This is a genomic window from Psychromonas sp. B3M02, assembly GCF_003318165.1.
In the GTDB taxonomy this organism is placed as follows: Bacteria; Pseudomonadota; Gammaproteobacteria; order Enterobacterales; family Psychromonadaceae; genus Psychromonas.
The window spans coordinates 78152-94320 of sequence record NZ_QOCB01000010.1 but is presented as its reverse complement, the minus strand read 5'-3'; the positions used below and the strand labels follow the sequence as shown (position 1 = coordinate 94320).

The 16169-nt window shown below is 37.1% G+C and carries 12 protein-coding genes; 10 read left to right on the top strand and 2 right to left on the bottom strand.

Translation table 11 applies throughout. The features are described from left to right. Positions 1 to 48 precede the first annotated feature (48 nt). On the top strand, positions 49 to 510 hold the full coding sequence (gene rnhA / locus DS885_RS01360) for a ribonuclease HI (protein WP_113817610.1): 462 nt from the start codon (positions 49 to 51) through the stop codon (positions 508 to 510). Here rnhA and DS885_RS01355 read toward each other — a convergent pair. Then, on the bottom strand, positions 507 to 1241 hold the full coding sequence (locus DS885_RS01355) for a class I SAM-dependent methyltransferase (protein ID WP_113817609.1): 735 nt from the start codon (positions 1239 to 1241) through the stop codon (positions 507 to 509). The two genes, rnhA and DS885_RS01355, sit on opposite strands and share 4 nt — an antisense overlap. A 39-nt stretch (positions 1242 to 1280) precedes the next feature. Between DS885_RS01355 and gloB the strand changes: the two genes are divergently transcribed. Next, positions 1281 to 2048 carry a hydroxyacylglutathione hydrolase gene (gloB, locus tag DS885_RS01350; protein ID WP_113817608.1) on the top strand — a complete coding sequence of 256 codons (768 nt, stop codon included), beginning with the start codon at positions 1281 to 1283 and terminating at the stop codon, positions 2046 to 2048. Positions 2049 to 2105: 57 nt separating this feature from the next. Further along, positions 2106 to 3707: a LysM peptidoglycan-binding domain-containing protein gene (locus DS885_RS01345; RefSeq protein ID WP_113817607.1), complete on the top strand. Its 1602-nt coding sequence runs from the start codon at positions 2106 to 2108 to the stop codon at positions 3705 to 3707. Positions 3708 to 3812: 105 nt separating this feature from the next. Here the strand turns inward: DS885_RS01345 and DS885_RS17845 are convergent, their stop codons facing one another. Then, positions 3813 to 5111: a methyl-accepting chemotaxis protein gene (locus tag DS885_RS17845; RefSeq protein WP_113817606.1), complete on the bottom strand. Its 1299-nt coding sequence runs from the start codon at positions 5109 to 5111 to the stop codon at positions 3813 to 3815. Positions 5112 to 5621: 510 nt separating this feature from the next. On the opposite strand from DS885_RS17845, the gene prsK reads away from it, so the two are divergent. From prsK to DS885_RS01305, 7 genes are all read left to right on the top strand, one after another. Then, positions 5622 to 7661, top strand: coding sequence for an XrtA/PEP-CTERM system histidine kinase PrsK (prsK, locus tag DS885_RS01335; RefSeq protein ID WP_113817605.1), 2040 nt, complete (start codon positions 5622 to 5624; stop codon positions 7659 to 7661). Between the two features lie 113 nt (positions 7662 to 7774). Continuing rightward, positions 7775 to 8383, top strand: a complete 609-nt coding sequence (locus DS885_RS01330; protein WP_113817604.1) for an XrtA/PEP-CTERM system exopolysaccharide export protein — start codon at positions 7775 to 7777, stop codon at positions 8381 to 8383. A gap of 2 nt (positions 8384 to 8385) precedes the next feature. Then, a complete protein-coding gene (locus tag DS885_RS01325) occupies positions 8386 to 9930 on the top strand; it encodes an XrtA system polysaccharide chain length determinant (protein WP_113817603.1) in 1545 nt (514 codons plus the stop codon). Position 9931: 1 nt separating this feature from the next. Next, on the top strand, positions 9932 to 10690 hold the full coding sequence (locus DS885_RS01320; RefSeq protein WP_113817602.1) for an AAA family ATPase: 759 nt from the start codon (positions 9932 to 9934) through the stop codon (positions 10688 to 10690). Between the two features lie 165 nt (positions 10691 to 10855). Next, entirely contained in the window at positions 10856 to 12136 is a 1281-nt protein-coding gene (locus DS885_RS01315) for a hypothetical protein (protein WP_113817601.1), read from the top strand. Between the two features lie 10 nt (positions 12137 to 12146). Then, positions 12147 to 13493 (top strand): PEP-CTERM-box response regulator transcription factor, encoded by a 1347-nt coding sequence (gene prsR / locus DS885_RS01310; RefSeq protein ID WP_113817600.1) that lies wholly within the window; start codon positions 12147 to 12149, stop codon positions 13491 to 13493. A gap of 39 nt (positions 13494 to 13532) precedes the next feature. Further along, on the top strand, positions 13533 to 16151 hold the full coding sequence (locus DS885_RS01305; RefSeq protein ID WP_113817599.1) for a tetratricopeptide repeat protein: 2619 nt from the start codon (positions 13533 to 13535) through the stop codon (positions 16149 to 16151). Positions 16152 to 16169 lie beyond the last annotated feature (18 nt).

Sequence of the window (16169 nt, the reverse complement as noted above, 5' to 3'; positions counted from 1 at the left end):
TTGCTGAGTATTAATGTACTAGTCTAACAAATTTATGTGATGGTAATAATGAAAAAAATCCAACTTTATACAGATGGTTCATGTCTTGGTAATCCTGGTCCAGGTGGCTATGGCGCTATTTTAATTTTTAATGAGCATCGCAAAGAGTTGTCTGCTGGTTATGAGAGAACCACCAATAACCGAATGGAGATGCTTGCATGTGTAAAAGGACTAGAGAGTTTAACTGAGCCTTGTGAAGTGGATATCACTACAGATAGTCAATATGTTCGCCAAGGGATCACACAATGGATCCATAATTGGAAAAAACGTGGTTGGAAAACAGCAGCTAAAGCACCAGTTAAAAATGTAGATCTATGGAAAGCATTAGACGCCGCTCAAGAAAAACATACAGTACGCTGGCATTGGGTTAAAGGGCATTCGGGGCACCCAGAAAATGAGCGATGTGATGACTTAGCTCGAGAAGCTGCGGAAGCAAACCCTACCCAGGTAGACCAAGGGTTTGATGGTTAAGATTGCGTTTTAGAGTGTGATTGTTTAGTGGCAACCGGGCGACGATTGATGATCGGTTTGTTAAATTTAAAACCTGTTTTAATTGGTGTCATGGGCGTACATTGTTTTTTGGCGACAATAAAATAAATGCTGCAAAAGGTAGAGAGGTATTGTCGACCTATTTTTTCTATCAAGGCTAATACGGCATTTTTGGGTTGTGGTGAAATGTAATCAAAGTGCTGTTTTTGTTTGATCTCAAAGCCTAATAAATGCAACCAATCAATGACTCGGTTTGGTGCGAATAAACGAGCCGTATGTTCACTTTTTGAAGAGAGCAGTGAGCGGCAGCCAAATAAACTGTAAGGGTTAAAGCCACTGATGATTAATATTCCATCCAGTGTTAATACCCTGTCTATTTCACGTAACAGCTGATGAGGGTCGCTAGAGAAGTCGAGCTCATGAACCAAAATACATAAGTCAATGGTGGCATTCTGAAACGGCAAATGATGTAAGTCACTTCGTAAACCAATATCTTCACCATCTTGAGCACAATTAATTTGATGGCGAATAGGGCATTTATTGGTTTTTAATTGTGTGCTTAAATGACCTAACTTTAATAGATGATAGCCAAAACAATGTGAGACTGTATTGTCTACCAAATGTTGGGTTTGTGCTTGTAAGTAACGTCCATTACTAAGTTGTAACCAGTCTGTGATAGGTGCTAACTTACGTGACGTTTTTGCTATTTTCATCTGTTTTCACCCCCTAAACTGAAAAAGTTGAGATTAATTATGTTTACTGTATTAACTATACCTGCTTTTGATGACAACTATATTTGGCTTGTTAAAGATAGTCAAAGTCAACGCTGTGTTGTTGTTGATCCCGGTGACGCAACCCCTGTATTAGAAATATTATCTGCACAAAACCTGACTATTGAAGCGATTCTGCTTACCCATCATCACCATGATCATACTGGTGGCGTGAATGAGTTAATTGCGGATAACCCTGAAATTAAAATTTTTAGTAAAGAAGCGCTTTTTGCTGGGGCAACATTGGTTAAAGAAAATGATCAAGTGTCGTTATTAGATGGACGTTTAACCTTAAACGTTTGGGAAGTGGCAGGGCACACACTCGATCATATTGTGTTTTATAACGATCAGTTACTATTTTGTGGTGATACTTTATTTTCAGGTGGATGTGGGCGCGTTTTTGAAGGGACAAAAGAGCAGATGTACCAAGCGGTATCTCGCTTAAGAGGCTTGGATGATAATATTCAAGTTTATTGTGCGCATGAGTACACGCAAAATAACCTTATTTTTGCTTTAGCAGTGGATCCGAATAACCAAGATCTTATTGCTTATATAAAGCAAGTGAGCAAATTACGACAGCAGGGGGTACCAACAATTCCAACTAGTATTGCACAGGAAAAACGAATAAATCCATTTTTCCGTTATGATGATCCTGATTTATTAGCCAATGTGCAGGCTATTTTGGCAGAGCCAATCACTACTAGAGAAGGATTATTCAAGGCTTTACGTACCCATAAAGATCATTTTTGATTCAATAGAGAAAAGCACATAGAATACACGGCCTACTTTTTTGAAAATGGCTCAACAATGAAATTGTTTTTCTCTATATTTTTTACCTTTCTCCTGAGTGCTTGTCAAAGCACTTCATTACAAACAACAGCCCCTGTTGAGCTATCTAACGACAATGTTTTAGATAATACTCAAGTAGCAAGCGCTAGTGGCGTAGTAAAACACACTAGCGTCACTAAAAGTGTTGATATTGAAATTCCCTTTGCAGAGAGGCACTACGATAACCTTTGGTTAAAACTAGCAGAAGGGTTTCAATTTGAGGTGCCTGATAACCCTCGTGTTACTGCGCAGCGTGATTATTACCTAAAACATCCTGCTTATCTTCAACGAGTGTCAAAGCGCGCGGAGCCTTTTCTGTGGTTGATCGTCGAGCAAATCGAAAACAACGATTTACCACTTGAATTGGCGTTATTACCGATTGTAGAAAGTGCTTTTGACCCATTTGCCTATTCACCTGCAGGTGCATCAGGCTTATGGCAGTTTATGCCAACCTCTGGGCAACGTTTCGGTTTACAACAAGATTGGTGGTATGACGGCCGAAGAGACGTTTATGCCTCAACACGTGGCGCATTGAACTATATGCAAGTGCTACATAAATATTTAGGTGAAGATTGGTTATATGCTTTTGCCGCGTATAATTCTGGTGAAGGACGAGTAGAGAGAGCGATTCGAAAAAATAAAAAAGTAGGTAAACCAGTGGATTACTGGAGCTTGTCTTTACCCAAAGAAACACAAAAATATGTGCCTAAACTCTTAGCATTAGTTGATATTATACGTAATCATGAAGCTTACGGTATAAAGCTACCGCATATTCCTAATACTCAAGCACTTACCTATGTCGATATTGGCTCACAAATGGATTTAGCTTATGCTGCTGAATTAGCTGAGTTAAGTGTTTCTGAAATACAATTATTAAACCCTGCCTTTAATCATTGGGCAACCTCTCCTGAAGGGCCACACCGCCTGTTATTGCCAACGGCGATTGCGCAGCAGTTCTCAAATAAGCTGGCTAAAATAGATAAAAGCCAACGTATTCGTTGGGATCGTTATTTAGTGAGATCGGGTGATAGCCTGAGTGTTATTGCTCAGAAAAAACAAACCACAACTCGTGTGCTAAAACAGATTAATGATTTAGATAGTTCATTTATTAAAGTTGGCCAAGCATTATTGATCCCAATTGCAACTAAAGAGCAACAGCAGAGCTTAGCTTTACAAGCTAAAGAGTATGAAAAAATAGCTGCGACTACAGCAGCCACCAATAAAAAAGTGATTCACAAGGTGGTTGAAGGAGATACGCTATGGGATATCAGCAAAGAGTATAAAGTTACCTCTAAGCAAATTGCTAAATGGAATGGGTTTAATGTTAAAAAGACGCTGCGTTTAGGACAAAAGCTAACGATTTGGAAGGCCGTGCCAACACTAGCGATTAATCAAAATAAAAATATCACTAGAAAGGTGACTTATCATGTTCGATCTGGTGATTCGTTAGGTGGCATTGCGCAGAAATTTAAAGTTAAAACAGCCGATTTAGTGCGTTGGAATAAAATTAAAAATAGTAAATATATTAAGATTGGGCAGAAGATCCAAGTATATGTTGATGTGACCAAATCGAATACTTAATAATGGCGCTATTTAAGTCAGGCTGTTTATATCAATCACACTAACTCAATGTTATAGAACACGCTATTCTGATCTTAAGAATAGCGTGTTAGCTAACTACCTTAACTAAGTTTTATTCAGGCTATCAACGGTTTCAGAGACATTGTGTGCTGCAAGCTGTATATCATTCATTACCTTTTCAATATGAGAAATCTGTTCTCGTCCTTTTTCAGCAAGCTCTGCCACTGCATTAATCCCTTGTTGTACCTTTTCAGTGACCTCTTGATTATTAGCAACTACATCAGAGATCTCTTTCGTAGACTCAGCGGTGCGTGAAGCGAGTTGTCGAACCTCATCGGCAACAACAGCAAAGCCTCGACCTTGCTCACCAGCTCTCGCTGCCTCAATTGCCGCATTTAAGGCTAATAAATTAGTTTGTTCTGCAATACTTTTAATCGTAGAAACAATCGCTTGAATATTACTAGCTTGTTCACTTAGCATATCTATTTGCTCCGTCGTTTTAATCGTTCGATGAGAAATATCGGTTGATGTTTGTACTGAAGTGGTTAACATCTCGGAGGCTTGATTAATCATATTTACTGTTTCCAATGATGTTTCATGCGCTACCATTGAAGCATGTTTTACTAAAGCTTCACGTTGGATGTTTTCTGTAATGTTACTGGCAAACTTAATCACCTTAATCACTTTATTACTTTGGTCAACAATCGGGTTATAGCTTGCCTCAAGCCAAAGGTCATTGCCCAAAGCATCCTTTCTTAGAAATTGCCCTGTTTTAAATTGATGCTGTTGCAAGTCTTCCCAGAAGGTTGGGTTGTCTTGATAAAAGCTATCATCACAAAAAATTTTATGATGTTGCCCCTGGATAGCACTTAAAGGGTATTGGACGGCATTTAAAAAGTTGTCATTGGCAGTGAGAATATGACCCTCGGGCGTAAATTCAATAATAGCTTGTGATTTATCTAAGGCATTGAATACTGCTTCTTTAGACATTGAAGCTATTTTAGTTTGTGTTACATCTTTTGCTATCTTCATTATTTTTGTTACTTGCCCATTTTCAGTAATAGGAAAGTAAGTGGCTTCAAGCCAGATTATCTGGCCATTTTTATGCTTACGCATAAAAGTGCCTTTATTAGAATGCCCCTGTTTTAAGGTGTGCCAAAATGTTTGATAATCTTTACTTTTTACATAATCGGGGCAACACATATTCGAATGGTGAATACCTACAACTTCTGATTTTTCATAGCCTGCGATAGCCAAAAAAAGTGTATTAACATCAATGATTATTCCCTCTGCAGTGAATTCAATTGTAGGTACACTATTTTTGATCGAATCAACAACTGAGTTTGCTTGTTTAAGCTGTGATTGGCTTTGTGTTAGTTCATTTTTTATCTTTTTGTTAAACATCTTATATCCAGGAATTGTGGTGCTTTAGCACTCTTTATTATTTTACTTGGGTGAAATTAACGTTGTTATTACTAACAAGTGCTACTAATTGAAAGCTATAGAGAAGGTAAAACGTAACGAACCTTGAGCAAGATATCTAATAGGCCTGAATAAGGGTTATTATTTATAATAATCCCCTTCTTTTGATTATTTATAAAATGACATGGCGATAGTATTAGTTAAGCTTTCAGAGAGGTAGTATAGTTTTTGATCAATTTAATTGTTTGTTAATTAAGCTATATTATTCGTATATTTATATCACCTTTAGGTAATGCTGCTATTCTTTAAGTTGTGACATTGCTACCCATTAGTAGATAATTCAAATCCTATAAGGGTAGTGGCCACTATCAAACGTTGCAATTTTTTTATCATGAAAGCTATAATTGAGAATTGTTTAATAATTTCATATTTATTTCTGGTGTAATTATTTGAATTTATTATGTGTATGGATGCATAACAGAGAAGTGATACATGGAATTCAGTGTTAATTTATTTGAGGGTAATTGGTTAAAAAGCTCTGTAGAAATTGCATTAGCAATTATTATTCTTTTTAAAATACCAATTATGCGTATTAAAGTTAGTTTATTTGCCTGTGCTGTTATCTCAGTGATTTGGCATCTTTCTGCACCTGAAACAATTTCCGCAGCCTCTTTTTCATGGCGCTTCTTACTGTTAGAGTCACTTCGATATCTGTCTTGGATTATTGTTTTACTGTATCTATTAATGCTAAGCAGGCAATCCAAATTACCTAATAGTTGGGCCTATAGCTTATATACTGCACTGGCTATAATACTGACTTTATTTATCTATAATATAGATAACGATGCGTTATTCCCCTCCCCAGTTTTAGCCCTTTACCTCAAAATTATGTTGAGTTTATTAGGGGTAGTAGTGTGTGAACAATTGATTCGAGATGATCACTCCAGTCGGATGACTAAATTAGTGGCTCTTGTGGCTTTTATTCTGTTTGCTTATGACATTATTGTTTTCTCTTTATTATTATTAAACAGTGACCTACACCTATCTTTATGGAAAGCTCGTACGGTTATTAGCTCGGTTACCTCGTTGATTTTAGCGTTAAGTATTATATTTTATGCTGGACAGTTAAAAGAACGTAGCCGTTTTAAGTTGTCCAATAGTGTGATTATTTTTAATACCAGCTTAACCGTAGTCGGCGGTTTTTTAATTGTTATTGCCTTATTTGCTGCGACCTTTGATTACTTTGAAATTAGCTGGTTAAGTGCTTCCAAAGTCACCTTGTATGTTCTGGCTATCTTTTCTTTAATCGCATTATCCTTGTCTGAAAAAATCAGAGACAGTTTTGTTGTGTGGACAAGTAAACACTTCTTTGCCCATAAGTATGATTATAAAAAACAATGGATTCAGTTAGATGCACTATTATCAACGCAGCATAAAAACCAAAACTGCTATGACATTTCATTAAATGCACTAAAAACTATATTTCATTGTAATGCCGGTGGTATTTGGGTGAAAGGACAGCAGTTTTATACCTCAGTCGCGACGCAGGGGATTGATTACTCCGGCAGTTTACCGATAGAGCCGCACCACAGTGATTTAATTGAGAAGCTAGAGCAGGAGGAGTGGATCTTCCAAGCGAGTACCTATGAGACTAAATACGATGCTCAATACAAATCCTATCTATCTGATTGGGTGTTAAATATTGAGGGAATTTGGATAATACTACCTCTTAATAGTGCAACCGGTTTAATTGGTTTTGCTGTATTGTGTAAAAATAATTTAAATAAGAAAGAAAAGCTGACCTGGGAAGATCTTGATCTCTTAAAGTTAACTGGGCGACAAATTGCAAGTTATATTAGTAAAGAGCAAGCATCTGAAAAGCTTATTCAAAATCAGCAGTTTGATATGTTTAATAAAATATCAGCCTTTGCCATTCATGATATTAAGAACCTCATAGCCCAACAGGGATTAGTGGTTAAGAATGCTGAAAAATATAAACATCATCCAGAGTTTATTGATGATGTTATTGCCACTATCGCTAACTCAGTGAATAAAATGGATCAGCTTCTTAAAAAAATTAAAGGGGAAGTTGAGTCCAAAACTATTAATTTACATGAGCTGCTTAAACAAGCGATAAAAATGAATATGAATGGCTTGCCTAGTCCAACGTTTTCAACTGACTGTGAGAGTGCTTTTATTAATGGCGATAGTGATAAGTTACTGATGGCTATTAATCATTTGATAAAAAATGCGCAAGATGCAACAGATGATGATGGTGAAGTTAATTTACATTTACGTTGCCAAGAACAGCAGATTTGGATTGATATTATTGATACTGGCATAGGCATGGATCAATCCTTTATTAAAAATGAATTATTCCAGCCTTTTAATAGCACTAAGGAAAATGAAGGTATGGGTATTGGTGCTTTTCAGATACGAGAAATTATCCATGGTTTAAATGGGGAGTTAATTGTTGAAAGTACACCTAAAATAGGCAGTAAATTTTCAATATATTTACCTATGTTAAGTTAAAAGTGTTAAAAATAAGATAAGCAAAGATGGAAGTGCAGTGTGCGAGGGAGTAGGCATTAAATCAATGTTTTACTCTCAGGTGTTTAATAATTAAATTGAAAAGAGAGATGAATATGAAAAATTACGTGTTAGCACTATTTTGTGCGGTCATTATTTCAGGCTGTGCAAAAACAGAAGTTTTAAGCGAAGCGCCTTATTCTGACCGAGTAAAGTTCTCTGAATATAAAATTGGTAACAATGACCAATTATTGGTGAGTGTTTGGAAGAATACTGAGTTATCAATTAGTGTACCAGTTCGACCTGATGGCAAAATTTCAATGCCTTTAGTAGGTGATGCACAAGCACAAGGATTAACACCTGAAGTACTAGCCTCTGAGCTAGCTGATAAGTTGAGTAAATATATACGTGCCCCAAATGTTACTGTTGTTGTTCTTGCAGCTAATAGTGCATCCTATTCAAGTCGAGTACGTATAACTGGCGCTGTAAACGGACCATTATCTATCCCTTATTACACGGATCTTAATGTGTTAGATTTAGTGTTAGAAGCAGGTGGACTGACTGAGTTTGCTAATGCTGACCAATCCATTTTATATAGAAAAACGCCTGAAGGTATAAAACCTTACCATGTTAATGTTGAAGATATCCTATATCGTGGAATATTAGATACTAACTATACGTTACGTCCATCTGATATTTTAATTATTCCTGAGAGTGTGTTTTAACAATGGATATTACTGAGATTTTTAAGTACGCCGCTGTTGTTTGGCGTGAAATGTGTCAGCGAAAGTTTAAGGTTGCCTTTGTGGTAACCTTAATCAGTTTCGCGATTATGTTTGTCGGCATCTTAAGACCACCAAGTTACTCTAGCTCTATTACTATTTTTGCTGATAATCAAAATATTATTAAGCCATTACTCGGCTCTAAAGCTGAAGTGACTGAGCTTAAGCAGAATAGGAGTAATCAGGTACGCGATATTATTTACTCTCCTCGTATTTTGTCTGAGGTGGTAGATAGTGTGTATGGTGAAAATGCTTTCCCTACTGCGTTAGCGAAAGATATTAAGATCAGTCAAGTACGTAATAATCTTACTGTAGAAGGGCGCTCGGGTAATTATATTCAAGTGTCTTACAAAGATGATACTGCCAATAGAACCTTCGAAATATTAAATAAAGTAGTGTCAGTCTTTATTGAAGATAGTGCTGATACTAAGCGCGAAGAGAGTCGAAGTGCATTCAACTTTATTGATCAACAAGCCGCTTCTTATAAATCTTTATTACTAAATGCCGAAGAAAAGTTAAAAAGCTTCCAATCTAATAACTTTGATGGCACTGAAGATGAAGTTAATAGCCGAATCGCTAGTTTACGTACGTCTATTGAAGAGATGAATATTCAAATTCAAGAGAGTAATACACGTGTTGGTAGCTTGAGAAGACAGTTATCAAGAGAGAGTAAATACGCTGATAACAATTATGAAAGTGCTGTCTATAACAGTCAGTTAAGAGAGTTAAAAAAGCAAAAAGCAGCGTTACAGGTTAACTATGAAGATAGTTATCCGGCGATTATCGATATCAACTATCAAATTAATGATCTGGAAAAAGTGATTGCTGAAATTGGCACTAAAGAGAGTACTGAGAGCTCAGTGGGGGCAGATTTCAATCCTCTATATGAAGAGTTGAGAAGTTTGTTGTCTGCCGCTCAAGTTGAGAATCGTACCTTAGTAAATCGCTTAAAAGCCTTTAATCGTTTATTAGATGAATCCTACGAGCGACGTAAACGAATTGCTAATAATAAAGCTGAGCTATCTGAATTAACACGTGATTACAGTGTTTTCCAAGAGCAATATGAAGAGATGCTAACCAAAAAAGAGAAAGCGCGAATCTCGATGGTATTGGATATTCAAGGTCAAGGCGTAAACTATAAACTGCAAGAAGCAGCGACGTATCCTAACACGCCGATCGGTGCTCGTTTTATTCACTTTTTCATTGCCGGACCACTGGTCGCCTTGTTAGCTATTATTGCTGTGTTTGTCGCAAAAATTCTAGTCGATTCAAAAATCAGATTCTCATCTGAAATTAAAAATATCGAAGGCACTATGTTGTTGGCGAGTATTCCACACGCGAGTTCTCGCTCGGAGAATAAAACGCGCAGACTGCATAACACTTTCCTACTGCTTTATTACATTGTCTGTATGTCTGGTTATGTTGCGATTGCGCTTGCCTTTAAATATGGCGCGTCTCTAGACAACATCATTAGATTAGGAGCATTTTAATATGTCTGTATCTGAAACCTCTCCAACTAATAACACGGCATTAAAAAGTAATGATGCCCTGATGCCTGACTCAACAAAAAACAATCAGATCACTGAGATGGCTGAAGCACCTTTGTTATCGGCAAAAGAGTTAGATGAGCTTAAAATAATTTATCCTGGAATAGATGATTATAAAACCCTCAATGCTTATCGAGAGTTGCGTACTAATTTGTTTAATAAAATGAATCACAATAACTTCATTTGCATGGTGACTGGGATCTCTCAACAGTCAGGAATAAGTCATGTCAGCATGAATTTAGCAACCAGTATTGCCTTAGACCAAGGTAAAACAGCATTAGTTATTGATTGTAATATTTATAAACCGCGTATCGCTTCTTACTTGAAGGAAAAGCCAACTTTAGGCTTAACCAACTTTTTAGCAAGAGATACGGATGCGATCACCGATATTATCTACCCGTCAGGCATCCCTCGAGTGCGTGTTATCCCTGTTGGTAATAATACGATCCATGCTGCTGAGCTTTTTTCATCGCACAAGATGCAGAGTTTTATTAACTCAGTAAAAAATCGTTACCCAGACCGTTACATTATTATCGATACGCCACCAATTGGTTTATATGCAGAAACACAAATATTAGCCTCTATCTGTGATACGGCTTTATTAGTGGTGGGGTATGGTCAATCTAACTTGCCACAAGTTGAAGCCGGTATCGATGCGTTAGGTAAAGATAAATTAGCTGGGGTTGTACTTAATAATCAATAAGATTGAGTATGAAGTAATGATTAGACGAATCAGTAAAAGCCTAAAAGTATGAGATAGCTGGCAGTAATACATTGGGCTAAGTATTAAATTATAAGGGTCTAGGTGCTCATTAATCTTCATAACGGAATAAGTCATTGTTAGATTTAATATAGGCGGTGGATAAATATGAAACTAAATAAATGCTATATGAGATTAATTGAGATTGGCTGTTTGGGGTTAATCCCAAGCATTGCATTAGCCAATGATTTACCTGGTTCCGTGAGTGAGAGCTATGTGTCATTTGGTTTATCACACACTCAGAGTGATAACATTACTCAATCCTACATTGATAAGCAATCAGGATATGAACAACAAGCCGACCTTGGTGTAGGCTATTATAACCAAACAGCGACTAATCGTACCGCTTTAGACTATGCTGCTTACTACACCACTTACAGTGAAGACAGCTTAGACAATGAGGGTGATGTATCCGGTAGCTTAAACATCAATCAACAGCTGTTTAGCAAAAACCTGATGCTGAATTTAACTCATTATAGACGTACTTATTTACTCGATGAAGCGGGGCTCGATGTTCCTGATAATACAGGTGACCGAGACGTATTTACGGTTAATCCTGTATGGACAATCCCTTACTCTGAAAGAGCTGGTGTTGAATTAGACTACGACTTTACTGCGACGCGTTACAGTGACGATGATAATCAAGAGTCTAATCGTAATGGAGTTGGTGTCACTTGGTATAATGCATTAAATGCAAAAGCTCGTTTAGACGTTTCTACAGATGTGAAAAAAATAGACTATCTTTCTTCTGACTTTGACTATACACAAACTAATGTAAACACTTCAATCAATGGGCAATTACGTAAAGGTACATACTTAGTTCAAGTAGGTTACACTCATTTAAACTCTGACCAAGGTGATGAAGGTGGCGCTATATTCAAGCTATCTTATAGCTATCAATTTAGCCGCCAGACGTTATCGATCAGTGCACAAAGGGAGTTAAGCGATTCTTCATTAGGCTCTGGTATTGATGCAGAAGATAATAGCAATGAAAGTGCCAGCGATGACGTTGAAATTCAGTGGGTAGATAGAATCGATTTACAACACCAGTTTTATATTACTAATCGTTTAAGCAACAGTAATAGCCTTTATTACCAGCAAGAAACTGAAGTCGTTGATGATGACGTTGACCCTCGTTGGGGTGGTTCAACGTATTTCAGTTTACAAAACACCAAAAAAATTAACACATTTTTGTCACTTAGCTATAGTGAATCGACAGTGAATACAAACTTTGATAAACAAACGGCTAGCGCAACAATTGGAAGTAGCTATGCTTTCCGCCCTCATTTAAATTTTTCTCTACAAGCAAATTACTATAAACAAGCGGTAGAAGAAGCAAGTAGCTACGATGAAATGCGTTATACCGCGAGTGTCGAGTTTAAATATTAAGGATTGAAGATTGAAAAATAACAAAGCAGATGCATTATTGATTGTTGAAGATGATCTGGGGTTACAAACTCAATTGAAGTGGCACTTTGCTGACTACAATGTCATTACAGCTGCTAACCAAAAAGAAGCTATTTCAGCAATACGTTTGCATGAACCTAAGGTGATGATTCAAGATTTAGGCCTGCCACCAGATGAAGATGGGGTGACAGAAGGTTTCGAATTACTGCAACAAGCGTTGCACTTAAGCCCGCATATGAAAATCATTGTGATGACGGGAAATGAAGGCAATGAGCATGCAATGCAGGCGGTAAAATTAGGCTCCTATGACTTTTATGCTAAACCGGTCGAACCAGATACTTTAGATCTGATCGTACAACGTGCCTTTCATATTTATCATTTAGAAGAAAAAAACAGGCAATTAAGCAATCAACAAGAATCGATGTTAAATGGGTTAATTGCTAGTGATACTAAGATGCTAAAAATTTGTAATATGGTAGAGAAAATAGCTCCAACCGATGCATCTTGTTTACTTATTGGGGAAAGTGGTACAGGCAAAGAAGTCATTGCAAACTCGTTGCACCAATTGAGCCTACGTAAAGATAATAAGATGGTGGCTATTAACTGTGCAGCAATTCCGGAAAACTTGATTGAAAGTGAATTGTTTGGTTATGAAAAAGGGGCTTTTACAGGTGCAGTTAAAAGCACGGTAGGTAAAATTGAATTAGCTCATAAAGGCACACTGTTTCTTGATGAAATCGGTGATATGCCATTGCATCTACAAGCCAAATTATTACGTTTTTTACAAGAGCGAGTGATTGAACGTGTAGGTGGAAGAAAGCAAATTGATATTGATACTCGCATTATTTGTGCAACGCATAAAGACCTCGATAAATTAGTCGAGTCAGGAGAGTTCAGGGAAGATCTTTATTATCGTATTGCTGAAATACAAATAGATATTCCGCCATTAAGAGAGCGTGGCTCAGATAAGTTATTATTGGCTAAATATTTATTAAATAAATACGTTAAAAAGCAAAAGTTACAAATTGTTGGTTTTTCTGAAGATGCGGTGAATGGGATTGAAAACCATACATGGCCAGGTAATGTCCGAGAAATGGAAAATAAAATCAAGCGTGCGGCGATCATGTGTGACTTGAAATATATCAGCGCATTAGATTTAGGGTTAGTTAATGAAGAGCCAGCGCCATTAAACCTTAAAGAGATTCGACGCAATGCTGAAGTGAATGCATTAAAGCAAGCATTGATTGCTTCTGATCATAATATTAGTGCTGCGGCTAAGTCGCTGGGAATTACAAGGCCGACCTTGTATGACCTGATGAAAAAATACGATATGCAATAATTATAAAGCTATTTCAATTACCTTTTATAAGGGAAGAAAATGAAAAAATCATCTACTGTCACCTTTAGTTCTCTGCTATTAGCGAGCAGCTTATTCATTACTGCATGTAATGAAGATTCGAATACTGAAAATGTCGCAGAGTTGGCTCAATATAGCCAACAAGGTAAAACCTATTTAGATCAAAGCCAGTTTAAAGCTGCTATTAACTCTGCGAACAATGCCATTGTTCTTTATCCTAAACATCAGGATGGCTTTGTTATTTTGGCTAAAGTTTATAATAAGCTGGGGCAATCGAATCAAGCTTTAGACGTGTTAAACCGCTATCAAGGTGATAAAGACGCTGATTTTTACCTGTTGCTATTAGAGTCTTATCAACGTACTAAAAAAGTGATTTCAGCAAGAAAACTGATTGAGCAAGAGTCTGATCTGCTATCGACAAAAGGAGATAGCTTTAAGTTATTACAAGCTAAGTTATTACTGCTAGAAGATAAGCCTGATCAAGCCTTATCTATGTTTACAGAATTACAAACAGAGCCAGGCTTTGAAAGTGAAGGCTTTATTGGTGAAGCTAGAATTGCAGCAGGCACTAATGATAAAGAAGCAGCACTATCGCTATTAAAAAAAGCAATGTTAACCGAGCCTAAAAACACTGAAGCATTAATGTTAAAAGGCTTTTTACTACTGGAAAAAGGCGAGATAGAACAAGCTGAAAGTACACTCTCTTTTGCGTTAAGTGAGTTGCCTTCGTCAGATATCTTCACACCTGAGCGTATCAATATTCTTAAAGCATTAACCTCTATTTTAACGTCACAAGGACGTAGTTCAGAGGCGTTATTATACTCTCGCATATTGAGTGATGAGTTCCCTACAGCAACAACCATCAACGAATACTATGTTTCTGCGCAGGAGTATTATAAACGTAAGCAATTAGGTGAAGCGAAAGAAGCATTACATAAAATCTTGGAACTAGACCCTAAAAATAAAAAAGCCTCAACCATGCTTGGTGTTATTTTGTATACAGAAGGGGACGTAACTGGCGCTGAAAAGTACTTAACAGGTATGATCGATCCAGAAGTGAATACGCCTCAGTTAACGCAAATCTATGCCATGACACAGCTTAAACTCAACCAAAGTAGTGATGTGTTAAATATTCTTGATGGCGTGATTGAATATGAAGAACGTTTAGATACATTAACCTTGTATGCCATTGCTGCGATTGGTGAGAAACAGTTCGATAAAGCTGATGTTGCTATACAACGTATTAAAAATCTCTTTCCTAATTCACCTAAGTTAACCTTATTAGAAAGTAGTTATTTAAATGAAAAATCACCAGGGGAAGATCAAGCGGTATTAGATCTGTTATCTGCCGGGCTAGCCAAAAATAGTACTGACTTATCTTTACAAACTGCTTATTTGAAAAAATTATTAGAGATGAAACAGATCGAGGAAGCTGATCGTTTTATTAAGAATGAAGCAGAGAAACCAGGCGATGCAGTCGGGACGCGTTTACTTATTGCTAACTATTATTTATACCGTCAACAGTATGCGCTAGCTGAACAATCTTTTAATCAAATAATTAAAGCCTCTGATGATGTACAAGGTTACTACGGGTTAGCACAAAGTAAACAGTTACAGCAAGATTGGTTGTCAGCGTTCACCTATTATAATCAGATTATTGATTTATACCCTGAACAAGTAAAAGCCTATTACGGTGCCGTGATCAGCGTGCAGCAACAAAGACAAGATCCTCTTAAGATTGAAGAGCGGTTATCTGCTAAACATAACCCTAGCGTATTAGCATTGGTGTTAGCTGATTATCAGTACCAGAAAAAGCAATTCGCTGATGCTGATAAAATGATTAAAAAAGCGATTAATCTTCCAGTCGATCTGGTGGATAAAGGGGATACATTACAGCAACAGATTAGTAATCAAAGAATTATTGCTGCTATCCGCTCTAAAGATTATACCAGTGCAAGAGAGCTGACTTTGGCACAGTTACAATTGACTCCAACTCAACCTCTGTTTTTGATGAGATTAGCTGCCATCGAGACATTATCTGGTCAATTTACTGAAGCTGATAAAGTATTAAAACAGATTGAAGCTATGTTGCCTGATAATCCGCAGGTGGGAGTGTTAAAAGCACAATTATCATTAGCACAAAAGGATGATGCAACGGCTGAACAACTATTATCAGATGAGTGGAATAAACAGAATAATGATCAAGTGGCTGTTGAGTTGTATAAGGTTTATCAACGAACAGATAAAGCGAAGGCAGAAGCATTTTTAAGCCAATGGTTAGTTGCATCACCAGCCAGTTTATACGCTAATTTAAATAGCGGTATGGCTCTGCAGCGAAAAGGCGATAATAAAGCTGCAATTAGCGCCTATGAGAAAGTATTAAGTGTTGCGCCTAATGAATTAACTAGCCTAAATAATGCAGCCTGGTTATATGCATTAGACAACGATCCTAAAGCTGAAGCCTTAGCCGCTAGAGCTTATCAAATAGATCCTAATAACCCTGCTATCTTAGATACTTACGGTTGGATTTTATATCAAGCCGGGAAAAAAGAAGAAGCCAAGCCTCTGATTAAAAAAGCCTTGGAATTGTTACCTGACGATGAAGAGGTCCAAAAACATTGGGCTGCTGTATCTGAATAAACCAAGTTTACCCAGTGT